The sequence below is a fragment of the Pseudomonas sp. NPDC090592 genome (assembly GCF_044769185.1).
In the GTDB taxonomy this organism is placed as follows: Bacteria; Pseudomonadota; Gammaproteobacteria; order Pseudomonadales; family Pseudomonadaceae; genus Aquipseudomonas.
This window is the reverse complement of the sequence record NZ_JBIVXJ010000002.1, coordinates 154,825-176,316: the sequence shown is the minus strand read 5'-3', so window position 1 is coordinate 176,316 and position 21,492 is coordinate 154,825. Positions and strand designations below refer to the sequence as shown.

Annotated in this window: 20 protein-coding genes and 1 tRNA gene; 16 read left to right on the top strand and 5 right to left on the bottom strand. The window is 63.0% G+C overall.

Translation table 11 applies throughout. The features are described from left to right. Positions 1-45 precede the first annotated feature (45 nt). Genes ACIQUI_RS02360 through ACIQUI_RS02350 form a run of 3 tightly spaced genes read left to right on the top strand, consistent with a single transcriptional unit; the run spans position 46 to position 3,046 of the window. Positions 46-504, top strand: a complete 459-nt coding sequence (locus tag ACIQUI_RS02360) for a tripartite tricarboxylate transporter TctB family protein (RefSeq protein WP_391132111.1) — start codon at positions 46-48, stop codon at positions 502-504. 3 nt (positions 505-507) lie between these two features. Then, entirely contained in the window at positions 508-2,022 is a 1,515-nt protein-coding gene (locus tag ACIQUI_RS02355; protein WP_403194655.1) for a tripartite tricarboxylate transporter permease, read from the top strand. After that, positions 2,015-3,046 carry an AbrB family transcriptional regulator gene (locus ACIQUI_RS02350; RefSeq protein ID WP_391132114.1) on the top strand — a complete coding sequence of 344 codons (1,032 nt, stop codon included), beginning with the start codon at positions 2,015-2,017 and terminating at the stop codon, positions 3,044-3,046. The genes ACIQUI_RS02355 and ACIQUI_RS02350 overlap by 8 nt, the downstream gene beginning before the upstream one ends. Before the next feature lie 120 nt (positions 3,047-3,166). Here ACIQUI_RS02350 and ung read toward each other — a convergent pair whose 3' ends face one another. Further along, positions 3,167-3,859 (bottom strand): uracil-DNA glycosylase, encoded by a 693-nt coding sequence (gene ung, locus ACIQUI_RS02345; RefSeq protein ID WP_403194653.1) that lies wholly within the window; start codon positions 3,857-3,859, stop codon positions 3,167-3,169. A gap of 126 nt (positions 3,860-3,985) precedes the next feature. Here ung and ACIQUI_RS02340 point away from each other — a divergent pair, with 126 nt between their 5' ends. After that, positions 3,986-5,101, top strand: a complete 1,116-nt coding sequence (locus tag ACIQUI_RS02340; RefSeq protein WP_403194651.1) for an enoyl-CoA hydratase/isomerase family protein — start codon at positions 3,986-3,988, stop codon at positions 5,099-5,101. A 119-nt stretch (positions 5,102-5,220) separates the two neighbouring features. Here ACIQUI_RS02340 and ACIQUI_RS02335 read toward each other — a convergent pair whose 3' ends face one another. After that, on the bottom strand, positions 5,221-5,670 hold the full coding sequence (locus ACIQUI_RS02335) for a hypothetical protein (protein WP_403194649.1): 450 nt from the start codon (positions 5,668-5,670) through the stop codon (positions 5,221-5,223). A 212-nt stretch (positions 5,671-5,882) separates the two neighbouring features. Here ACIQUI_RS02335 and ACIQUI_RS02330 point away from each other — a divergent pair, with 212 nt between their 5' ends. From ACIQUI_RS02330 to ACIQUI_RS02310, 5 genes are all read left to right on the top strand, one after another. Next, positions 5,883-7,364 (top strand): diguanylate cyclase, encoded by a 1,482-nt coding sequence (locus ACIQUI_RS02330; protein WP_403194647.1) that lies wholly within the window; start codon positions 5,883-5,885, stop codon positions 7,362-7,364. Beyond that, positions 7,357-7,569 (top strand): cysteine-rich CWC family protein, encoded by a 213-nt coding sequence (locus ACIQUI_RS02325; RefSeq protein WP_403194645.1) that lies wholly within the window; start codon positions 7,357-7,359, stop codon positions 7,567-7,569. The genes ACIQUI_RS02330 and ACIQUI_RS02325 overlap by 8 nt, the downstream gene beginning before the upstream one ends. Positions 7,570-7,578: 9 nt before the next feature. Next, positions 7,579-8,271: a pseudouridine synthase gene (locus tag ACIQUI_RS02320; protein WP_403194643.1), complete on the top strand. Its 693-nt coding sequence runs from the start codon at positions 7,579-7,581 to the stop codon at positions 8,269-8,271. Between the two features lie 447 nt (positions 8,272-8,718). Beyond that, complete coding sequence (locus ACIQUI_RS02315) at positions 8,719-9,606, top strand: alpha/beta fold hydrolase (protein WP_403194641.1); 888 nt, start codon at positions 8,719-8,721, stop codon at positions 9,604-9,606. Positions 9,607-9,717: 111 nt separating this feature from the next. Further along, a tRNA-Gly gene (locus ACIQUI_RS02310) sits at positions 9,718-9,791 on the top strand. On the opposite strand, the gene ACIQUI_RS02305 is transcribed toward ACIQUI_RS02310, so the two are convergent. Further along, positions 9,780-9,959, bottom strand: a complete 180-nt coding sequence (locus ACIQUI_RS02305) for a hypothetical protein (protein ID WP_403194640.1) — start codon at positions 9,957-9,959, stop codon at positions 9,780-9,782. The two genes, ACIQUI_RS02310 and ACIQUI_RS02305, sit on opposite strands and share 12 nt — an antisense overlap. Here ACIQUI_RS02305 and ACIQUI_RS02300 point away from each other — a divergent pair. The 4 genes from ACIQUI_RS02300 to ACIQUI_RS02285 all read left to right on the top strand — a co-directional run bounded on the left by ACIQUI_RS02300 (position 9,958) and on the right by ACIQUI_RS02285 (position 13,547). Then, positions 9,958-11,664, top strand: a complete 1,707-nt coding sequence (locus ACIQUI_RS02300) for a SulP family inorganic anion transporter (protein ID WP_403194638.1) — start codon at positions 9,958-9,960, stop codon at positions 11,662-11,664. The genes ACIQUI_RS02305 and ACIQUI_RS02300 overlap by 2 nt on opposite strands. Positions 11,665-11,852: 188 nt before the next feature. Continuing rightward, a complete protein-coding gene (locus tag ACIQUI_RS02295; protein WP_403194637.1) occupies positions 11,853-12,173 on the top strand; it encodes a type II toxin-antitoxin system RelE/ParE family toxin in 321 nt (106 codons plus the stop codon). After that, a complete protein-coding gene (gene nadS / locus ACIQUI_RS02290) occupies positions 12,170-12,457 on the top strand; it encodes a NadS family protein (RefSeq protein WP_286111130.1) in 288 nt (95 codons plus the stop codon). The genes ACIQUI_RS02295 and nadS overlap by 4 nt, the downstream gene beginning before the upstream one ends. Before the next feature lie 79 nt (positions 12,458-12,536). Next, positions 12,537-13,547, top strand: coding sequence for a DUF4917 family protein (locus ACIQUI_RS02285; RefSeq protein WP_403194635.1), 1,011 nt, complete (start codon positions 12,537-12,539; stop codon positions 13,545-13,547). A 46-nt stretch (positions 13,548-13,593) separates the two neighbouring features. On the opposite strand, the gene ACIQUI_RS02280 is transcribed toward ACIQUI_RS02285, so the two are convergent. Beyond that, positions 13,594-14,808, bottom strand: a complete 1,215-nt coding sequence (locus ACIQUI_RS02280; RefSeq protein ID WP_403194633.1) for a class I SAM-dependent methyltransferase — start codon at positions 14,806-14,808, stop codon at positions 13,594-13,596. A gap of 266 nt (positions 14,809-15,074) precedes the next feature. Further along, a complete protein-coding gene (locus ACIQUI_RS02275) occupies positions 15,075-15,692 on the bottom strand; it encodes a TPM domain-containing protein (RefSeq protein WP_403194631.1) in 618 nt (205 codons plus the stop codon). A 186-nt stretch (positions 15,693-15,878) separates the two neighbouring features. On the opposite strand from ACIQUI_RS02275, the gene bglX reads away from it, so the two are divergent. The 3 genes from bglX (at position 15,879) to ACIQUI_RS02260 (ending at position 21,403) form a co-directional block, all read left to right on the top strand. Further along, complete coding sequence (gene bglX, locus ACIQUI_RS02270) at positions 15,879-18,170, top strand: beta-glucosidase BglX (RefSeq protein ID WP_403194629.1); 2,292 nt, start codon at positions 15,879-15,881, stop codon at positions 18,168-18,170. A gap of 147 nt (positions 18,171-18,317) precedes the next feature. Further along, positions 18,318-20,075 (top strand): ATP-binding protein, encoded by a 1,758-nt coding sequence (locus ACIQUI_RS02265; RefSeq protein ID WP_403194628.1) that lies wholly within the window; start codon positions 18,318-18,320, stop codon positions 20,073-20,075. Continuing rightward, positions 20,069-21,403: a sigma-54-dependent transcriptional regulator gene (locus tag ACIQUI_RS02260; RefSeq protein ID WP_403194626.1), complete on the top strand. Its 1,335-nt coding sequence runs from the start codon at positions 20,069-20,071 to the stop codon at positions 21,401-21,403. Before ACIQUI_RS02265 ends, ACIQUI_RS02260 begins: the two co-directional genes overlap by 7 nt. The last annotated feature ends 89 nt before the right edge of the window (positions 21,404-21,492 follow it).

Here is a 21,492-nt window from a genome sequence, read left to right as displayed (position 1 = left end):
CTCCCACAGGGAAGTCTCAAAGCTGCTTCCTTAGAGGATTCCTTCATGATCCTGCAACGCATCTTCGCCCTGGCCCTGCTGGCGGTGTGCGCCGCCCTGGCCGTGATGGCCTGGCCCTACCAGGCGGCGTTTTCCTATGAGCCGGTGGGCCCTCGCGCCTACCCGCTGCTGATGCTCGGCCTGATGAGCCTTGGCCTGCTGTACCTGGTGTTTCGCCCCACGCCTATCGTGCGCAAGGACGACGAACCGGAGCTGGACCGCGAAACCCTGACCAAGATCGCCGCCTGTGTCGGCCTGCTGGTCGTTTTCGCCGCTACCTTCGAGCCCCTTGGCTTCATCCTCAGCGCCATCCTGGTGGGCTTGCCCATGGCCCGCCTGTACGGTGGCCGCTGGCTGTACAGCGCCATCGTGGTGGTCGGCATGAGCATCTTCCTCTACTGGCTGTTCGACCGCGTCATGGACGTGCCCCTGCCCCTTGGCCTGCTGAGCGTACTGGAGAACTGACACATGGATACCTTGAGCTACCTGGGCCAGGGCTTCGGCGTCGCCCTGTCCCCTTATAACCTGGTCACCGCCCTCTCCGGCACGTTGATCGGCACCGTGGTCGGCCTGCTGCCGGGCCTGGGCCCGATCAACGGCGTGGCCTTGCTGATCCCCATCGCCTTCGCCCTGGGCCTGCCGCCGGAGTCGGCGCTGATCCTGCTGGCAGCGGTGTACCTGGGCTGCGAGTACGGCGGGCGTATCAGTTCGATCCTGCTGAACATCCCGGGCGAGGCCTCGACGGTGATGACCACCCTCGACGGTTACCCGATGGCCCGCCAAGGCCTGGCTGGCGTGGCGCTTTCGCTGTCGGCCTGGAGTTCGTTCATCGGTGCCTTCATCGCCACCTGCGGCATGGTGCTGTTCGCCCCGCTGCTGGCGAAATGGGCCATTGCCTTCGGCCCGGCGGAGTACTTCGTGCTGATGGTGTTCGCCATTGTCGCCCTGGGCGGCATGGCAGGTGACAAACCCCTGAAAACCTTCATTGCCGCGCTGATCGGCCTGTTCCTTTCCGCCGTCGGCATCGATGCCAACAGCGGCGTCTACCGCTTTACCGGTGACAGCGTGCACCTGGCCGACGGCATCCAGTTCGTGGTGTTGGTACTGGGCTTGTTCTCCATCAGCGAAATCCTCCTGCTGCTGGAAAAGACCCACCATGGCCATCAGGCGGTGAAAGCCACCGGGCGCATGCTGTTCAACTTCAAGGAGGCGGCTTCGGTGTTCGTGGTCAACATCCGTTGCGGCCTGCTCGGTTTCATCATGGGCGTGCTGCCCGGCGCAGGCGCAACGCTGGCCAGTGCCGTGGCCTACATGACCGAAAAACGCATGGCCGGGGAAAGCGGCAAGTTCGGCAAGGGCGATGCCCGTGGCCTGGCCGCACCGGAAACGGCCATAGGCGCGTCCTGCTGTGGCGCCCTGGTACCGATGCTCACCCTGGGTGTACCCGGCTCTGGCACCACCGCAGTGATGATCGGCGCCCTCACCCTTTACAACATCACCCCCGGCCCACTGCTGTTCGAGCAGCAGCCAGACATTGTCTGGGGCCTGATCGCCTCGCTGTTCATCGCCAACATCATGCTGGTGATCCTCAACATCCCGATGATCCGCATCTTCACCCGCATCCTTGCCGTGCCGAACTGGGCGCTGGTACCGGTGATCGCCATCATCACCGCCATCGGCGTGTACGCCGTGCATGCCACCACCTTCGACCTGTTCCTGATGGTCGGCATCGGCATCATGGGTTACATCCTGCGCAAGCTGGACTTCCCGCTGTCGCCGATCCTGCTCGGCTTCATCCTCGGCGGGCTGATGGAGCAGAACCTGCGCCGCGCGCTGTCGATCTCCAACGGTGAACTGGGCATCCTCTGGTCGAGCCCGATCAGCATGGGCGTCTGGGCAATGGTGGTGCTGATGCTCACCCTGCCGCTGCTGCGCATCTGGCGCAAACGCAGCCTGCAGCGCCGGGCCCTGGCCGATGCCTGACAGACCGTTGCCGCTGTTTATTGCAACCGGGCTGGTCGGCCTTGCTGGTGGTTACATCGCCAGCAAGGTCGGCTGGCCTTTGCCGTGGATGGTCGGCTCGTTGCTGGCAATCATCCTGGTGCGCTGCCTCACGCCCTGGCAGCTGTCGGAAATCCCCAACGGCCGCAAGTGCGGGCAGTGCATCATCGGCATCGGCATTGGCCTGCACTTTACCCCGGCCGTGATCGAGCAAGTGGGTAGCCATTTTGCGCTGATTTTCTTCGGCGCGCTGTTCACGACCCTGTCCAGCGTGATCAGCGTTTGGCTGCTGCGGCGCACCGGCGAAGACCGCGCCACGGCGTTTTTTGCCAGCATGCCTGGCGGATCGGGGGAGATGGTCAACCTCGGCGCACGTAATGGCGCAGTCCTCAGCCAGGTGGCCGCAGCACAGAGCTTGCGGGTGCTGGCGGTGGTGTTGTGCGTACCGGCGCTGTTCAAGTTCTTGCTGGGTGACGGGGTGCCGCTGAATCACGCCGGCAGCGTCAGCTGGGGCTGGCTGGCCTTGATCGCGCCGCTGGGCGTCGCCGTTGCGCTGCTGTGGCAACGGTTGCGCCAACCTAACCCTTGGCTGTTCGGGCCATTGCTGGTGGCGGCTACGGTGAGCCTGGCCGGCAACCTGCAAATCGCCCTGCCCAATGGCGCCAGCCAGATTGGCCAGTGGTTGATTGGCAGTGGCCTTGCCTGCCACTTCAACCGTGCGTTCTTCCGCCGGGCACCGTCATTTCTCGGGCGTACCCTGGTGGCCACGGCGCTGTGCATGGCGATTGCCGCCAGCGCCGCATGGGTGCTCAGCGTGATGACCGCGTTGGATTTGCGCTCGTTGACACTGGGGATGATGCCGGGAGGGATTGCTGAAATGAGCCTGACGGCGGAGACCCTGCAACTGTCGGTACCGCTGGTGACGGCGCTGCAGGTGATGCGCTTGCTGTTCGTGCTGTTTCTGGCGGAGCCGTTGTTCCGCTTGTGGAACACAACCCCGGAATAACCGTGTCGCCTGCTTCGCGGGCTTGCCCGCTCCCACAGGTTTGGCGCAAGCCGTGAGGGCGGCGCTGTACTTGTGGGAGCGGGCAAGCCCGCGAAGCAGGCGACGCGTTCTGTCAGGTGATCACAACGGCGGCAACGCCCAGTTGATCGGCGCCATGCCGCGTTGTTCGAGGAAGCTGTTGGTGCGGCTGAAATGCCCGCAGCCCAGAAACCCTCGGTAAGCCGACAACGGCGACGGGTGCACCGACTTCAGCACAAGGTGCTTGGTCCCGTCGATCAGCTTCTGCTTGCTCTGTGCATGCGCACCCCACAGCAGGAACACCACGTTAGGGCACTGCTCGCTGACCACCTGGATGACCCGGTCGGTAAAGAACTCCCAGCCTTTCTTGGCATGCGAAGCGGCATTGGCACGCTCCACGGTCATGGTGGTGTTGAGCAGCAGCACGCCCTGCTCGGCCCAGCTTTGCAGGTAGCCGTGGCTGGCAATCGGGATGTTCAGGTCGCGCTGCAGTTCCTTGTAGATGTTGACCAGCGACGGCGGCGTGCCCACGCCCGGTTGTACCGAGAAGCACAGGCCATGGGCCTGGCCCGGCCCGTGGTAGGGGTCCTGGCCAAGAATCACGACTTTCACCTGGTCCAGCGGTGTGGAATTGAGTGCGTTGAAGATCAGCGGCCCAGGCGGGTAGATCTCCTTGCCGGCAGCGTACTCGCCACGCAGGAACTCGCGCAGCTGATGCATGTAGGGCTGGTCGAATTCGCCGCGCAGTGCGGCCTTCCAGCTGGGTTCGAGTTTGATGCGATCGTCGTCAGTCATGGGGCCATCCGTAATCAATGGCGCGACACTAGGTAAGCCCTCCCCGCTTGTCAAACGATCCGACCGACGACCGGCATGTTCGGCCAGGCAGGCCATACTTGAGCGATGACTTGAGCGAGGTAGTCCATGGCCATTCACTGCGAGGTACTTACCGGCGCCGATGGCGCCCGCATCGGCATTGCCACCCTGGATGCACCCAAGGCACTCAATGCCATCAACTTGCCCATGATCGAAGTATTGGGCGAACAACTGCATGCCTGGGCACACGACCCGGGCATCGTCTGCGTGCTGCTGCGTGGCAACGGCGCCAAAGCCTTTTGCGCCGGTGGCGATGTACGGGCCCTGGCACAAGGCTGCCGTGACCACCCCGGCAGCGTACCGCCGCTGGCCGCGAGCTTCTTTGCCGCCGAATATCGCCTGGACTTTTCCCTGCATACCTACCCCAAGCCGCTGCTGTGCTGGGGGCATGGGCATGTGCTGGGGGGCGGCATGGGGCTGCTGCAAGGTGCCAATGTGCGCATCGTCACGCCCAGCAGTCGGCTGGCCATGCCGGAAATCAGCATCGGCCTGTACCCGGACGTGGGCGCCAGCTGGTTCCTGGCTCGGCTGCCGGGCAAGCTGGGTTTGTTCCTGGGGCTGACAGGCGCGCCGATCAACGCCCGCGACGCCCTCGACCTGGGCCTGGCCGACCGTTTTCTGGGCGAGCACCAGCAAGAGGCGTTGATCGAAGAGTTGCTGCAACTGAACTGGCAGGAACAGACTGCCCTGCAACTGAACAGCCTGCTCAAGGCCGAACAGCACCGCGCCTGCGCCGAGCTACCCGAAGCCCAGTGGCTGCCGCGCCGGCAGGTGATCGATGCGTTGCTCGACGTGGCCGATGCGGCGGCGGCCTGGCGGGCGCTGGAAGGGCTCAAGCATCATGACGACCCGCTGCTGGCTGATGCCGGCCAGCGGCTGCATCAGGGTTGCCCGCTCACGGCGCACCTGGTGTGGGAACAGATTCGCCGGGCACGGCACTTGTCGTTGGCTCAGGTATTCCAGATGGAATACAGCATGAGCCTGAACTGCTGCCGCCACCCTGAGTTCAGCGAAGGCGTACGCGCGCGCTTGCTGGACAAGGACGACCAGCCGCGCTGGCATTGGCCTGACGTGGCGCAGGTGCCCGCGACGGTGGTCGAGGCTCATTTTGCCAAGGCATGGGAGGGGCGGCACCCGCTGGCGGATCTGGGTCAGCTTCGATAATTTGGGGCTGCTTTGCAGCCCTATCGCGACACAAGGCCGCTCCTACAGGGGCCGCGATCTCGTTGTAGGAGCGGCCTTGTGTCGCGAAAGGGGCGCACAGCACCCCAGCTTTCACTCACCTACCGCTGCCAGTTGCCTCCTTGCCCCTGCCCACGCCGGCCATCCCAGCGCCCGCCGCCGTTCCCCGGCCCGTTGGAGTGCGAATCGCCATGCTGGTAACGCTGGCTGCCATCGCGATAGTCATGCCGGTCGCGATCCTGTCTGTAGTCTTGCCGCTGGCGATTGCCATAGTCATAGCGCGGGTTGCCGTGCCACCGGTTCATCCCCGGCTGTGGATACGGCCGGTATTGCGGCGCAGGCGCTGGCCGGTAGTAATAGCGCGGTGCCGGCTGGTAGTAATAACGCGGTTGCGGGGTCACGTAATAGCGGTCGTAGCGGTAATAGCCAGGCGAAACATAGCGGTCGGTGGAGTAGTAATCCGAACGATAATAGCCCCCGCTCTCGTAGTACGGGGCACAGGCGGAAGTCATCAGCCCCAGCAGGGCGATCAACAGGATTCGATAGGACATGGCGGCCTCCTGGACCGCTGGAGTGCCCGAACAGCGGCGCTGGCGAGCGTCGATGCGTAATGCGTTCATCGACATTGAATAAGACCGCAGCGCCGAGGTGCAGTGCCCTTTCTGCAAAAATTTGATACAGGTGCGATAACCCTGAAAAACTTGCAGTCATTTACCGGTCATCTCACTAGAATGAGCGGCCAGGCACACATCATGGGAAGATCATGCCCTTACGTTCCGCTCTGTTTTCGCAGCGCTCGCTGATCCTGACCCTGCTCGTGCTACTGGCCTGCGGTTTCCTCGCCACCTCCCTGCTCAGCTACTTCGCCTCGCGCAGTGCCATACGCGACGGCATCATCAATACCGAACTGCCGCTGACCTCCGACACGGTCTATTCGGAAATCCAGAAAGACCTGATCCGCCCGGTACTGATCGCCTCGATGATGGCCCAGGACACCTTCCTGCGTGACTGGGTACTGTCCGGTGAAAAGGACACCCAGCGCATGACGCGTTACCTTGGCGAAGTCATGGGCAAGCAAGACACCTTCACCTCCTTTTTCGTGTCTGACCGCACGCTTGTGTACTACCAGGCCAAAGGTGTACTCAAGCACGTAGAGCCAGGCACCTGGCGCGATGCCTGGTATTTCCGCCTGCGCGATCTCAAGGCCCCCTACGAAATCAACGTCGATCTGGACATGGCCAACCAGGACAGCCTGACCGTGTTCATCAATTACCAGGTGCACGACTACCAGCACCGCTTCATCGGCGCCGCCGGGGTGGGGTTGAGCGTTTCGTCGGTGGTCAGGCTGATCGATCAGTACCAGCGCCGCTATCAGCGTTCAGTGCTGTTCATCGATGCCAAGGGCAAGGTATTGCTCACCGGCTCCGAAGGGGGGCCGCATGGCTTGAGGGTTGGCCAGCCACTGGGCGATAACCCCGAGCTGAGTGACCTGCTGGCGCAGCAGCCAGTGCCCGCCGAAGGCAGCCACGAGTACCGTGACAGCGACAACCACAGCCACTTCCTGAACGTGCGCCACCTGCCCGAGCTGGACTGGTACCTGCTGGTGGACAAGCGCGAAACCGGCGCCCTCGACCGCATCCGCCACTCGCTGTACCTGAACCTGGCGATCTGCGCGATGATCACCCTGGTGGTGCTGGCGCTGGTGCATGCCATGGTCCGCCGCCATCAGGCCAGCATCGAGGCCTTGGCCACCCTCGACAGCCTCACGGGCCTGCCCAACCGGCGCAGCTTCGACCTGCTCGCTGCCCAAGCCCTGCATGAAGCCCAACGCGACAGCGGCCCGCTGGTGGCACTGCTGATCGACCTGGATCACTTCAAGGCACTGAATGACACCCACGGCCACCTGGCAGGCGACGAAGTGCTGCGCCAGTTCGCCAATGTGCTGCAAGCCAGCCTGCGCCAGTCGGATATACTGTGCCGTTGGGGCGGCGAAGAATTCATCGTGCTGCTGCGTGAAGCCGAAGGCCGGCAGGCCATCGAAGTGGCGGAAAAGATCCGCCGCCGTACCGAACAGCTCACCTTCAGCTACGACGAACAACCGCTGCGCCTGACCACCAGCATCGGCCTGAGCAGCCTGCAGCCAGGGGACACCCTGCATGCCTTGCTGACCCGCGCCGACCGTGCGCTCTATCGTGCCAAGCAGGCCGGCCGCAACCGCGTCTGCAGTGAAACCCAAGATGAATGACAGCCAACATTGCCCCGCTTGCGGCGCCCTCAACCAATGCAGCCTGGCCGACCCTCGGCGCGCCACCCAGGCCTGCTGGTGTTTCAACGTGAGTATCGACCCGGCCGTGCTCCAGGCGTTGCCCGCCGAACTGCGAGACAAAGCCTGCCTGTGCCCGCGCTGCGCCGCCGTTGAAGAACAACTCCGTTCAACCACTGCTCACTGACCTGTTGCAATGCGCCTCGACCGTTTCCTCGCCAACCTGCCCAATCACAACCGCCAGCAAGTCCGCCTGATGCTGGCGCAACGCCGTGTGCAGGTAGATGGCCAGGTGGTCAGCGACCCGCTGACCGAGGTGCGCGAATTCAGCCGTGTGCAACTGGACGACCAGTTGCTGCAGGCTGGCCGCCCGGCGCGTTACCTGATGCTGCACAAACCCGCTGGTTGCGTCAGCGCCACCCAGGATCCACAACACCCAACCGTGCTCGACCTGCTGCCCGACGCGCTGCGGGCCGACCTGCACATCGCCGGGCGCCTGGACTTCAACACCACCGGCCTGATGATCCTGACCAACGATGGCCAATGGTCACGGCGCCTGACCCAGCCGGCTACCAAGCTGCCCAAGCACTACCTGGTGCAAACCGAGGACGAGATTGGCGAGCATTACCAGGCCAAGTTCCGAGAGGGTTTCTATTTCGCCTTTGAAGACCTCACCACCCTGCCCGCCCAACTGGACATCCTTGGCCCGCATCAGGCCCGACTGGCGATCGTCGAAGGGCGTTATCACCAGGTCAAGCGCATGTTCGGGTTCTTTGACAACAAGGTGGTGGGGTTGCATCGGGAGAGCATGGGGGCGATCCGCCTGGACCCTGGTTTGGCGCCTGGGGAGTTTCGTGAGCTGACGGCCGAGGAAATAGCCACCGTCTAAGGCGCCTGCCCGGGCCTTTTCGCGGGCACGCCCGCTCCCACAGGCACCCCACACTGTTCAGGGTATGTGCTATCCCTGTGGGAGCGGGCGTGCCCGCGAAAGGGCCGGAACAGACAGCCCAAGGTCGTCATACGACCGCTCGGCGACAAAAGTCACAAATTCTCCCGAACGGCACTTGCAGGATCACCGACCCACTGCTTGAATCCAAATCGTCAGTCTGCATGTGACCGCTTAGTCACGCCCGCAGTCGAAGACACCTTTTGCCGGCTACCCAGGGCCTAGATGCCTTGGGGCACGGCAAATTGCCCGCCAAAAACAATATCGTCGACGCACGTGCCAAGGATCGACACAGGGCCCCCGGTTTCTCTTCAGGCAAATGCCTACCTGTCATAAAGAACGTGCACCCTAGGTGACGCGAATACCCTTTTTGCGCCAGGAGTCGATGACATGAGGCCAGAAATTGCTGTACTTGATATCCAAGGTCAGTATCGGGTTTACACGGAGTTCTATCGCGCGGAAGCGGCCGAGAATACGATCATCCTGATCAATGGCTCGCTGGCTACCACCGCCTCGTTCGCCCAAACGGTACGTAACCTGCACCCGCAGTTCAACGTAGTACTGTTCGACCAGCCGTATGCCGGCAAGTCCAAGCCGCACAACCGTCAGGAACGCCTGATCAGCAAGGAGACCGAGGCGCATATCCTGCTTGAGCTGATCGAGCACTTCCAGGCAGACCACGTGATGTCGTTCTCGTGGGGTGGCGCAAGCACGCTGCTGGCGCTGGCGCACCAGCCACGGTGCGTGAAGAAAGCAGTGGTGAGTTCGTTCTCGCCGGTGATCAACGAGCCGATGCGCGACTACCTGGACCGTGGCTGCCAGTACCTGGCCGCCTGCGACCGGTATCAGGTCGGCAACCTGGTCAACGACACCATCGGCAAGCACCTGCCGTCACTGTTCAAGCGCTTCAACTACCGGCATGTCAGCAGCCTGGACAGCCACGAGTACGCGCAGATGCACTTCCACATCAACGAGGTGCTGCAACACGACCTGGAGCGAGCGCTGCAGGGTGCGCGCAATATCGACATACCGGTGCTGTTCGTCAACGGTGACCGCGACGAGTACACCACGGTCGAAGATGCCCGGCAGTTCGGCAAACATGTGGGCAAGAGCCAGTTCAGCGTGATCCGTGACGCTGGCCACTTCCTGGACATGGAGAATAAAACTGCCTGTGAAGACACTCGCAGCGTGCTGCTCGGTTTCCTCAAGCCGACCGTGCGTGAAACGCGTCATCGCTACCAGCAAGCACAACAGGGGCAGCATGCATTGGCCATCTGAGCAGCTCGGCGCCCTCTGGCAGATACCCGCAGGCCACAGGGTGCCGACAAGCTTTTTTATAACTTGGGCTTCTAATTCGTGGAAGGTTCTGGTAAAAAGTGCTGCGCAGACGCGGGTATAGTTTAGTGGCAAAACGAAAGCTTCCCAAGCTTTAGTTGAGGGTTCGATTCCCTCTACCCGCTCCACATCGCATTCCAGCATGGCGTTCCGGTAACGTCATCGCAGTCAAAAGGAGCCTTGGCTCCTTTTTTCGTTTCCGCCCTCCCGGTTTTGACCTGGCCCATGGCCAATTGCCTGTCGATCCGCTTCAATGCGTAGATGGTTACGTGAAGCATTTCGAAAGGACGACGCATGTTTCTCTCCCGCTGGCTACCGGGCCTTGCCAACCTGTTGCACTACCGCCGCGAATGGCTGCATGCCGATTTGCAGGCCGGGCTTTCGGTCGCGGCCATCCAGATCCCCATCGCCATTGCCTACGCCCAGATCGTCGGCCTGCCGCCACAGTACGGCTTGTACGCCTGCGTGCTGCCCATGATGGTCTACGCGTTGATCGGCAGCTCGCGCCAGCTGATGGTCGGCCCCGACGCCGCCACTTGCGCGATGATCGCCGGCGCCGTGGCGCCGCTGGCCATGGGCGACACGCAGCGCATTGCCGAACTTTCGGTGATCGTCACCGTGCTGGTTGGGGTGATGCTGATTGCCGCAGGCCTGGCCCGTGCCGGGTTCATCGCCAGCTTCTTCTCGCGGCCGATCCTGATCGGCTACCTCAATGGCATCGGCCTGAGCCTGATCGCCGGCCAGTTGTCCAAGGTCGTAGGGTTCAAGATCGAAGGCGACGGTTTTATCCTCAGCCTGGTCAACTTCCTCCAGCGCCTGGGTGAAATCCATTGGGCCACGTTGCTGATCGGCCTGGCCGCCCTGGGCCTGCTGATCTGGCTGCCACGGCGCTACCCGCGCCTGCCTGCAGCGCTAACCGTGGTGGCACTGTTCATGTTGCTGGTCGGCCTGTTTGGCCTGGACCGCTTTGGCGTCGCCATCCTCGGCCCGGTGCCTGCCGGCATTCCGCAACTGGCCTGGCCGCACAGTAATCTGGCAGAAATGAAAAGCTTGTTGCGCGACGCCCTGGGTATTGCCACCGTCAGCTTCTGCAGCGCCATGCTCACCGCCCGCAGCTTTGCCGCACGGCACGGCTACGCGATCAACGCCAACCATGAATTCGTCGCCCTGGGCGTGAGCAACCTGGCAGCCGGGGTCTCCCAGGGTTTTGCCATCAGCGGCGCCGACTCACGCACCGCTGTCAATGACATGGTGGGTGGCAAAAGCCAGCTGGTGGGCATCATCGCTGCACTGGTGATCGCCCTGATCCTGCTGTTTTTCACCGCACCGATGGCGTGGATTCCACAGGCAGCATTGGGTGCTGTGTTGTTGATGGCCGGCTGGGGGCTGATCGACATCAATTCGCTGGGGCGCATCCGCCGCCTGAGCCGCTTCGAGTTCTGGCTGTGCCTGCTGACCACGGTCGGCGTGCTTGGGCTGGGTGTGCTGCCTGGCATCGTGTTTGCCGTAACCCTGGCGATCCTGCGCCTGCTGTACAGCATCTACCAGCCCACCGATGCCGTGCTGGGCTGGCTACCGGGCACCGAGGGCCAGGTCGACATCCGCAAATTCAAGGACGCTCGCACCGTGCCGGGCCTGGTGGTATACCGCTTCGACGACGCGATCCTGTTCTTCAACGCCGACTACTTCAAGATGCGTTTGCTCGAAGCCGTGCAAAGCCAGGACCAGCCCAAAGCCGTGCTGTTCGATGCCGAAGCGGTCACCAACATTGACGTCAGTGGCATCGCGGCCCTGCGCGAGGTGCGCGACACCCTGGCAGCGCAGGGCATCTTCTTTGCCATCGCACGCGCACGCGGCACGTTCCTGCGCATGCTGGTGCGCTCGGGGATGGCGCGGGAGATGGAAGAAAAACTGCTGTTCGGCTCGGTGCGGGCGGGGATTCGGGCGTATCGGGTTTGGCGTAACCGCAACCGCAGCACGCACATTGCCGGGCAGAGCTGAACAGAACGACGCTATCGCAATCCGTTCGGCCCCTACAGAGAAAAGGACTACCCGCCCCCCGGAAAAGGATGATCGCCCAGCGAGGAGCGGATTCGCTAGCCTCGCTGACCCGATCCTGAATGCGACCGGGCAATCCATCTCTGTGGCGCTGGACGACCAGCAGCTACGCCGTTGGCGTACAACCTGCTATGCTTTTTACCGAAACTGCCTTGTTCACCAAGCGAGTCAAGGAACTCCTTGATGACGATGCCTATCGCTTGCTCCAAGTCCGACTCATGATTTCACCTGAGGCAGGTGACCTGATCGAGGGAACAGGCGGCCTGCGCAAACTACGTGTGGCCGCAAACGGGCACGGAAAACGCGGTGGTGCCAGGGTTATCTACTACCACTTCACCGCCAGGTCACAGATAGCCATGCTGTACATCTACCGCAAAAATGACCAACCCGACCTGTCCACCGAGCAACGTAAAGCGCTGCGGTCGATCATTGAACACTGGAGGCACGCATGAACCGTTTTTTTGACGAACTGATGGAAAGCGTGCAACAAATGGACGACATCGTCCAAGGAAAGCAGGCGCCTTCTCGAGAATTCGAGATCGATGCGCTGCTGGTGCGCAACATCCGTAAGGCAACAGGGCTCACCCAAGCACGCTTTGCCGAGATTATCGATGTTCAGGTAGCAACATTGAGGAATTGGGAACAAGGGCGGCGAGAACCAACCGGGCCTGCCAAAGCATTACTACGTGCAATACGTAATGATCCTGATCATGTATTGAAGGCCCTTGCACACTGACAAGGGCCTGTAGGCATCGCACACCCTGCACGACATGATAAAGTCCCCCCGCTCCCCGCTCCACCCAACGGACTCCAGCATGCCTGCACTTGACGCCACCCTCACTCCCTGGCCAGAACTCGCCGCCCGCCATCCCTGCGATGCCCTGCTGCTGGGCAACGGCGCCAGCCGTGCAGTGTGGAAACCGTTCGGCTATTTCTCGCTGTTCGAGGAAGCACAACGCGCAGGCCGCAAGAAAGGCCTGGCGGTCAGTGACCAGGCCCTGTTCAAGTCCCTGGGCACGGAACTGTTCGAACCCGTGCTCAGCGCCCTCAACACCACCGTGCGCGCCAACGCTGCGCTGGCCATCAACTCCACCGCGCCGCTGAACCGCTATTACTCGATCAAGGAAGCGCTTATCCACGCCGTGCGCACGGTACACCTGCCGTGGCCGCTGCTGCCGTCAGCCACCCTGGCGACGCTCAACCAGGCCCTGCGCGGTTACCGCAGCGTCTACACCAGCAACTACGACCTGCTGTTGCCTTGGGCCGTGCAACACGCTTCGCAAGGCTTCGCCGAACTGTTCGACGAGCAAGGTTTCTTCGACGTGCGCCGCACCCACAGCGAAGGCACCCGGCTACTGCACCTGCATGGTGGCCTGCACCTGCTGAAGCTACCCGATGGCACCACCCGCCAGCGCAGCGCCGACAGCGCCGAACTGCTTGACGGCTTTGCCGTAAATATACCCGGTGAAGTACCGCTTTTCGTGAACGAAGACCGTAGCGACGAAAAACTGCGGGCCATCCGCCACTCAGATTATTTGAGCTGGTGCCTTGGGCAACTGGCACATGAGAGCAACGGGCTATGCCTTTTCGGGCAGCACCTGGACAGCAGCGACCAGCACCTGCTCGAAGCCATCCGCCAGGCCAGGCCGCAGCATCTGTCGATTGCCATCAGGCCGTTGAGCGAGGCCTCGGTGATCAACCAGAAGCAGCATTTTGTTGATCGATTTGGAGATTTGGCGGGGACGCAGTTGCATTTCTTTGATGCCAGTACGCATCCGCTGGGCCCGGCAAATCTGGCGATCGAGTTACCAGCCGCTCGAGGCTAGCACGCTCACTGGCAGGAGCGCTGCCAACAGGCTTGCTGGGTTGCTTTTAAAGCAACCCATCCGCCCGCAGCAACGTCTCCAGGCAATGCTCCTGCACCCCATAGAACGCCTTGAGCTGGCCAATCTTCTCCAGCAACGCCTCGTTGCCCCCCGCCTTCTGCCGCTTCACCGCAAGAATCATCTTGTTCTTGTTGGTGTGTTCCAGCGAGATGAACTCGAACACCTTGGTCTCGTAACCGCAGGCTTCCAGGTACAACGCGCGCAGGCTGTCGGTGAGCATTTCGGCCTGCTGGCCCAGGTGCAGGCCGTATTGCAGCATGGGTTGCAGCAACCCCGGGCTGTGCAGTTGTGGGCGGATCTGCTTGTGGCAGCACGGCGAGCACATGATGATCGCGGCGTTGCAGCGGATACCGGTGTGGATGGCGTAGTCAGTGGCGATGTCACACGCATGCAGGGCGATCATCACTTCGATGGCCTCGGGCACCACGCTGCGTACATCACCGCACTGGAATTCCAGGCCCGGGTGCTCCAGGCGCGAAGCAGCGGCGTTGCACAAGTCGACCATGTCCTGGCGCAGCTCCACACCGGTGACCTGTGCCTCGCGGCCCAGGCTGTTGCTCAGGTAGTCATGCATGGCAAAGGTCAGGTAGCCCTTGCCTGAGCCGAAGTCGGCCACCCGCAGTGCCTGCTTCGCAGGTACCGGCGCACCGGTCAGGGCGTGATCGAACACCTCGATGAACTTGTTGATCTGCTTCCACTTGCGCGACATGGACGGGATCAATGCACCTTGTGCGTCGGTCACGCCAAGGTCACGCAGGAACGGCCTCGACAAATCCAGGTAGCGCTTCTTCTCGCGATCATGGCCGCTGCTCGCCGTTGCCTCGCGTGGCGCCTGCGTGCCATGGCGTTGCAACATCGGCTTGCCCTTCTTGCTGAACGTCAGTTGCACCTCGCCGTCAGCATCGAACAGGTGGGCGTTGCGGAAGCTGTCCGGCAATAGTTCGGCCACCAGCGCCTGCGCCTGATCCAGCGGCAGGTTGCGGGTGATGTCGCGGGTCTGGTGACGGTAGACCAGCGACAGGCACGCCTGGCCCTTGGCCTGTAGCGGCTTGGCGATGATCCGTTGCAAGGTCTGGTCGGCACCGACATGGCGCGCCAGCACCAGTTTGACCAAGGTGTTGCCGTGCAGGGCGGCGTTCAGCAGGTCGAGAAACTGGGCGCGCGCATCCGGCGCGGAGGGGGCGGAAGTACTGGCGGACATGGAGAAACGGTGCCTCGAATAGCGGGAAGCGCTTGGCGCAATGCGCACATTCTACAGGGAGGTGATCTTCCTGTGGGAGCGGGCATGTCCAGGCGTCGAGCCGCCGCGAACACCGGCGCAGCCGGTGCCATGCACCGCGTTTGATTCTTCGCGGGCGCGCCCGCTCCCACAGGATACGCGGAGCGCCCAGCATCAGTTCTCTGCGCGACCGCCCAGCCCAATGGGCTGGGCAATCTCCCACAGGGGACTTTACGCGGCAGGATTCTTCAATCCAGGATCACCAAACGGTTGGGCAACTCGTTGCGCGCATGGGTAGGCGGTACGTGCTCGCTGAGCAACTCGCCGCAGGCATCGATGCACTCGACAAAACCTTGCAAGGTCCGCCCCTGACGCACCTGTTCGGCAAAGCGGGCACCGATGGCTGCGCGGGCTTTGGCATCCAGGCAGTGCTCTATTCCCCGGTCGACCAGTATCTCCACATGCCGCTCCGCCTCGCTGACGAAAATCAGCACACCGGTTGCGCCTGCGGTGCGCTGCAGGTTCTGCTCGCGAAACTGCTGGCGAGCCAGCCTGGAGGCGCGCCAGCGGCGCAGGGCTCGCGGGATCATCCAGCCGGCAAGGCGCGGCTGACGCAGCAGCAGGCACAAGCCGACGAACAACAGCACGTTGGCGACCAGCAAGCCACGCACGCTGGGCCACCCCAGCAGCCAATGCAACAGGCCTGGCACGGCCAGTGCCAGCACTGCGGCCCAGAACAGTGGCCAATAGGCGTAATCGTCGGCGCGCCGCGCCAACACGGTCACCAGTTCGGCATCGGTGCGCCGTTCGGCACGGGCAATCGCTTCGGCAATCTGCCGTTGATGGTACTCGTCGAAGGAGGTCATGCCGTCGGTCTCTTGAGCGTTCTTATAGTTGTTGTCCCGGCATTCGGGGCTTCATCCGCAGGCGACATATTCAGGCATAATCCGCTGCTGGAAAGTAAGCCTGCGAATCGTACAACAATAGCCGCCTGAAAACTTCGGCCGCGCGCGTACCACCCTGGATACGGCACAGGCCCCACAACGGAATTGATGATGAAACTGTCTTTGCTGGGCCTGGCCATGGGCCTTGCCAGTCAGGCGGCCCTCGCCGCCCCCACCGCCCCGCCCCTGCAAGACAAGCAGGCGTTCATCGACCATCTGATCAGCCAGATGACCGAAGCCGAAAAAATCGGCCAGTTGCGCCTGATCAGCATCGGCCCGGAAATGCCACACGAAAAGATCCGCGAGGAAATCGCCGCCGGCCGTATCGGTGGCACTTTCAACTCGCGCACCGCGCCTGAAAACCGCCCGATGCAGGACGCGGCCATGCGCAGCCGCCTGAAGATCCCGATGTTCTTCGCCTACGACACCGTCCATGGCGAGCGCACCATCTTCCCGATTGGCCTGGGCATGGCCGCCACCTGGGACATGGACGCCGTTGCCAAGGTCGGCCGCACCGCAGCCATCGAAGCCTCGGCCGACGCCCTGGACATGACCTTCGCTCCCATGGTCGATATCGCCCGCGACCCGCGCTGGGGCCGCACCAGTGAAGGCTTCGGCGAGGACACCTACCTGACCTCGAAAATCGGCCAGGTGATGGTGCGCTCGTTCCAGGGCAGCAGCCCGGCCAACCCCGACAGCATCATGGCCATCGTCAAGCACTTCGCCCTGTATGGCGCAGTGGAAGGCGGGCGCGACTACAACACCGTCGACATGAGCCTGCCGAAAATGTACAACGACTACCTGCCACCCTACCGCGCGGCGCTCGACGCCGGTGCCGGCGGGGTGATGGTGGCGCTGAACTCGATCAACGGCGTGCCGGCCACCTCCAATACCTGGCTGATGAACGACCTGCTGCGCAAGGAGTGGGGCTTCAAGGGCGTGACCATCAGCGACCACGGTGCCATCCAGGAGCTGATCCGCCACGGCGTAGCCCGTGATGGCCGCGAGGCCGCCAAGCTGGCGATCAAGGCCGGCATCGACATGAGCATGAACGACACCTTGTACGGCGAAGAGCTGCCAGGCCTGCTGAAGTCCGGCGAAGTGACCCAGGGCGAGCTCAACCAGGCAGTGCGTGAAGTACTGGGCGCCAAATACGACATGGGCCTGTTCAAGGACCCGTACGTACGCATCGGCAAGGCCGAAACCGACCTGAAAGACTACTACGGCAACGACCGCCTGCACCGCGACGCCGCGCGCGACGTGGCACGCCGCAGCCTGGTACTGCTGGAGAACCACAACCAGACCCTGCCACTGAAGAAGGCCGGCACCATCGCCCTGGTCGGCCCGCTGGCCGATGCACCGATCGACATGATGGGCAGCTGGGCGGCCGACGGCAAACCCGCGCACTCGGTGACCGTGCGCGAAGGCCTGCGTCGCGCCGTGGAGGGCAAGGCCAAACTGGTCTACGCCAAAGGCTCCAACGTCACCGGCGACAAGGCGATCTTCGATTACCTGAACTTCCTCAACTTCGATGCCCCGGAAATCGTCGATGACCCGCGCCCACCTGCGGTCCTGATCGACGAAGCCGTCAAGGCGGCGAAGCAGTCCGACGTGGTCGTGGCCGTAGTCGGCGAATCACGCGGTATGTCCCACGAGTCGTCCAGCCGCACCACCCTGGAAATCCCCGCCCGCCAGCGTGAGCTGATCAAGGCGCTGAAGGCTACCGGCAAGCCGCTGGTACTGGTGCTGATGAACGGCCGCCCGCTTTCGATCAGCTGGGAACGCGAGCAGGCTGACGCCATTCTCGAAACCTGGTTCGCCGGCACCGAGGGTGGCAATGCCATTGCCGATGTACTGTTTGGCGACTACAACCCGTCCGGCAAGCTGGCCATCACCTTCCCGCGCTCCGTCGGGCAGATCCCGATGTACTACAACCACACCCGCATTGGCCGGCCGTTCACGCCGGGCAAGCCGGGCAACTACACCTCGCAGTACTTCGAAGAGCCAAACGGCCCGCTGTACCCGTTCGGCTATGGCCTGAGCTACAGCAGCTTCGAGCTGTCGGGCCTGAAGCTGTCGAACAAGGACCTCAAGCGCGGCGAGAACCTGGAAGCCAAGGTGACGGTGAAGAATACCGGCAAGGTGGCAGGCGAAACCGTCGTGCAGCTGTACCTGCAGGATGTATCGGCATCGATGAGCCGCCCGGTCAAGGAACTGAAGAACTTCCAGAAGCTGATGCTCAAGCCTGGCGAGTCGAAAACCTTGACCTTCCGCATCAGCGAGGACGACCTGAAGTTCTACAATGGCCAGCTGCAGCGGGTTGCCGAGCCAGGGGAATTCAATGTCCAGGTCGGGCTGGATTCCCAGGCGGTGCAGCAGCAGAGCTTCGAACTGCTGTAACCCTGAAGTCGCCTGTACTGGCCCTTTCGCGGGCTTGCCCGCTCCCACAGGTACTGCACAGATCCATTGAGCTGTGAGTATCCTGTGGGAGCGGGCAAGCCCGCGAAGAGGCCGGCCCTGATATCCCAATCTTCCGGATCCGCCCCGATGCCCTTTTCCTTTCGCGCCCTGCGTCTGGGGCTGATCACCCTGCTCATCCTGCTGGGCACCGCGCTCAGTGCCGGTTGGGCCATGCAGCAGGCCAAGCGCCAGGCCATGGAAGACGACGCCCAGCGTGCCAGCCAGCAACTGGGCCTGTACGCCAATGCCCTGCACACCCTGATCGACCGCTACCGTGCCCTGCCCGCTGTGCTGGCACTGGACCCGGAGCTGATCGCAGCCCTGCGCGGCCCGGTCACCGAACAGGTCCAGGACGCCCTGAACCGCAAGCTTGAACGCATCAACGGCGCCGCCAATTCTTCTACCCTGGAGTTGCTCGACCGCACCGGCCTGGCCATCGCCGCCAGCAACTGGCGGCTGCCCAGCAGCTACGTCGGCTCCAACTACGGTTTCCGCCCCTACTTCAAGCAAACCCGCAGCCAGGGCAGTGGCCGCTTCTACGCCGTGGGCGTAACCAGTGGCGTGCCGGGCTATTTCCTGGCCAGCGCGGTAAATGACGAGCATGGCCGCTTCCTCGGCGCCATGGTGGTCAAGCTGGAGTTCCCCGAACTGGAGCGCGAATGGCGCCAGGGCAGCGACATTCTGCTGGTCAGCGACGCCCGCGGCATCACCTTCATCGCCAACCAGGACGGCTGGCGCTATCGCGAGCTGCAGCCACTCAGTGGCGCTGACCGTGCCGAGCTGGCCGAGACCCGCCAATACGACAAGCAGCCATTGGTGCCCTTGCAGCATCAAGTGCTGACCCGTTTTGCCGAGTACAGCACCCTTAGTCGCGTGCAAGGCCCGGAGGGTAGTGCACAATACCTGTGGGAGAGCCTGCCGCTGGAAGGTGAAAGCTGGACCTTGCACCTGCTGCGCAAGCCGCAGGTAGCCGCCGATGGCCGCAATGCTGCCTTGGGCGCCGCGGCCGTGTGGCTGAGCCTGGTGTTCGCCGCCCTGTTCGTCAGCCAGCGCCTGCGCCTGGCCCGCCTGCGCCAGCGCAGCCGGCAAGAGCTCAAGCGCCAGGTCGAAGAGCGCACCCGCGAGCTGCGTACCGCGCAGGAGGGCCTGGTGCAATCGGCCAAACTGGCCGCCCTCGGGCAGATGTCGGCAGCCATGGCCCACGAAATCAACCAGCCGCTGACCACCCAGCGCATGCAACTGGAAACCTTGCGCCTGCTGCTCGACCACGGCCGGCATGACGAAGCGCGGCAGGCCCTGGAACCGCTTGAGCAAATGCTCACGCGCATGGCCGCACTCACCAGTCACTTGAAAACATTTGCCCGTAACAGCCCGGTGGGCCTGCGCGAGCGCCTTGACCTGGCCACAGTGGTCGACCAGGCCTTGCACCTGCTGGAAACCCGCATCCGCAGCGAAGAGGTAGAAGTGGCCCTGTACCTGGCACGCCCGGCCTGGGTGCGCGGCGACGCCATTCGCCTGGAGCAGGTACTGATCAACCTGCTGCGCAATGCCCTCGACGCCATGGCCGACAAACGCTACAAACGCCTGGAGGTCCGCATCGAACCTGATGGCGAGCTGTGGCGCCTGAGCGTACTGGATTCGGGCGGAGGTATCGCCGAGGCTGACCTGGCCAAGGTCTTCGACCCGTTCTTTACCACCAAACCGGTCGGTGAAGGGCTGGGACTGGGGCTGGCCATTTCCTACGGCATCGTCCACGAGGCCGGCGGCCAGTTGCAGGCCGAAAACCTGCCTGGCGGCGCGCGCCTGAGCCTTACCCTGCCCCGCGATCTGGAGCCTGTATGTTGAATTCAGTAATCGTCGTCGATGATGAAGCCAGTATCCGCACTGCGGTCGAGCAGTGGCTGAGCCTGTCGGGCTTCAGCGTGCAGCTGTTCGACCGCGCCGAAGCGTGCCTGGCACACATGCCGCAGCACTTTCCCGGGGTGATCATCAGCGATGTGCGCATGCCAGGCATGGGCGGCCTGCAACTGCTCGAACGCCTGCAGGCAGACGACCCCGACCTGCCGGTGATTCTGCTGACCGGCCACGGCGACGTGCCGATGGCGGTGGACGCCATGCGTGGCGGGGCCTATGACTTTCTGGAAAAGCCGTTCACCCCACAACACCTGCTGGGCAGCCTGCGCCGGGCGCTGGAAAAGCGTCAACTGGTACTGGAAAACCGCCGCCTGCATGAACAGGCCGACCTCAAGTCACGCCTGGAAAACACCCTGCTGGGCATATCTCAAGGCCTGCAACAGCTGCGCCGGCAGGTACTGGACCTGGCCAGCCTGCCGGTCAACGTGCTGATCCGTGGCGAAACTGGCAGTGGCAAGGAGCGGGTGGCCCGTTGCCTGCACGATTTCGGCCCTCGCGCCGACAAGCCTTTCGTTGCCCTCAACTGCGCAGCCATCCCCGAATCGCTGTTCGAGGCGGAACTGTTTGGTCATGAGAGCGGCGCCTTTACCGGCGCCCAGGGCAAGCGCATCGGCAAGCTGGAGTACGCGAATGGCGGCACGGTGTTCCTTGACGAAATCGAGAGCATGCCGCTGGCCCAGCAGGCCAAACTGTTGCGGGTTATCCAGGAGCAGAAGCTGGAGCGACTGGGGGCCAACCAGAGCATCAGCATCGATTTGCGTATCATTGCCGCGACCAAGCCGGACCTGCTCGAAGAGGCACGCGCCGGGCGCTTTCGTGAAGACCTTGCCTACCGCCTGAATGTGGCGGAGTTGCGCCTGGCGCCACTGCGCGAGCGGCGTGAGGACATTCCACTGCTGTTCGAGCACTTTGCCCGTGCCGCCGGCGACAAGCTTGGGCGTGCCGCACCGCCGCTTTCGGGGGCACAACTGGCGCAGCTGCTGTCGCATGACTGGCCAGGCAATGTGCGGGAGCTGGCCAATGCGGCGGAGCGGCACGCGTTGGGGCTAGGTTCACCGAATATCGAGGTAGCGCCTGCCGGGCAGTCGCTGGGAGAGCAAATGGAAGCGTTCGAGGCACAGTGCTTGCGTGCGGCGCTGCGCCAGCATGGGGGATCGATCAGCGCGGTAATGGAGGCGTTGCAGCTGCCGCGGCGTACGTTAAACGAGAAAATGCAGCGGCACGGCTTGGTGCGTGAGGATTTTGTTGGCCGGGAATGAGCGGAAATCCGCTTATGGTGAGCGCCTGGTAGGCGGGAAGTCGCTTATCACAACGTAATTTTGGGGCTGCGTTGCAGCCCTTCGCGGGC

Excerpts from the sequence above, each read along its gene's own strand:
- ACIQUI_RS02360 (WP_391132111.1), top strand. The coding sequence starts at position 46 with ATGATCCTGCAACGCATCTTCGCCCTGGCCCTGCTGGCGGTGTGCGCC.
- ACIQUI_RS02355 (WP_403194655.1), top strand. The coding sequence starts at position 508 with ATGGATACCTTGAGCTACCTGGGCCAGGGCTTCGGCGTCGCCCTGTCC.
- ACIQUI_RS02350 (WP_391132114.1), top strand. The coding sequence starts at position 2,015 with ATGCCTGACAGACCGTTGCCGCTGTTTATTGCAACCGGGCTGGTCGGC.
- ung (WP_403194653.1), bottom strand. The coding sequence starts at position 3,859 with ATGACTGACGACGATCGCATCAAACTCGAACCCAGCTGGAAGGCCGCA.
- ACIQUI_RS02340 (WP_403194651.1), top strand. The coding sequence starts at position 3,986 with ATGGCCATTCACTGCGAGGTACTTACCGGCGCCGATGGCGCCCGCATC.
- ACIQUI_RS02335 (WP_403194649.1), bottom strand. The coding sequence starts at position 5,670 with ATGTCCTATCGAATCCTGTTGATCGCCCTGCTGGGGCTGATGACTTCC.
- ACIQUI_RS02330 (WP_403194647.1), top strand. The coding sequence starts at position 5,883 with ATGCCCTTACGTTCCGCTCTGTTTTCGCAGCGCTCGCTGATCCTGACC.
- ACIQUI_RS02325 (WP_403194645.1), top strand. The coding sequence starts at position 7,357 with ATGAATGACAGCCAACATTGCCCCGCTTGCGGCGCCCTCAACCAATGC.
- ACIQUI_RS02320 (WP_403194643.1), top strand. The coding sequence starts at position 7,579 with ATGCGCCTCGACCGTTTCCTCGCCAACCTGCCCAATCACAACCGCCAG.
- ACIQUI_RS02315 (WP_403194641.1), top strand. The coding sequence starts at position 8,719 with ATGAGGCCAGAAATTGCTGTACTTGATATCCAAGGTCAGTATCGGGTT.
- ACIQUI_RS02300 (WP_403194638.1), top strand. The coding sequence starts at position 9,958 with ATGTTTCTCTCCCGCTGGCTACCGGGCCTTGCCAACCTGTTGCACTAC.
- ACIQUI_RS02305 (WP_403194640.1), bottom strand. The coding sequence starts at position 9,959 with ATGCGTCGTCCTTTCGAAATGCTTCACGTAACCATCTACGCATTGAAG.
- ACIQUI_RS02295 (WP_403194637.1), top strand. The coding sequence starts at position 11,853 with ATGCTTTTTACCGAAACTGCCTTGTTCACCAAGCGAGTCAAGGAACTC.
- nadS (WP_286111130.1), top strand. The coding sequence starts at position 12,170 with ATGAACCGTTTTTTTGACGAACTGATGGAAAGCGTGCAACAAATGGAC.
- ACIQUI_RS02285 (WP_403194635.1), top strand. The coding sequence starts at position 12,537 with ATGCCTGCACTTGACGCCACCCTCACTCCCTGGCCAGAACTCGCCGCC.
- ACIQUI_RS02280 (WP_403194633.1), bottom strand. The coding sequence starts at position 14,808 with ATGTCCGCCAGTACTTCCGCCCCCTCCGCGCCGGATGCGCGCGCCCAG.
- ACIQUI_RS02275 (WP_403194631.1), bottom strand. The coding sequence starts at position 15,692 with ATGACCTCCTTCGACGAGTACCATCAACGGCAGATTGCCGAAGCGATT.
- bglX (WP_403194629.1), top strand. The coding sequence starts at position 15,879 with ATGATGAAACTGTCTTTGCTGGGCCTGGCCATGGGCCTTGCCAGTCAG.
- ACIQUI_RS02265 (WP_403194628.1), top strand. The coding sequence starts at position 18,318 with ATGCCCTTTTCCTTTCGCGCCCTGCGTCTGGGGCTGATCACCCTGCTC.
- ACIQUI_RS02260 (WP_403194626.1), top strand. The coding sequence starts at position 20,069 with ATGTTGAATTCAGTAATCGTCGTCGATGATGAAGCCAGTATCCGCACT.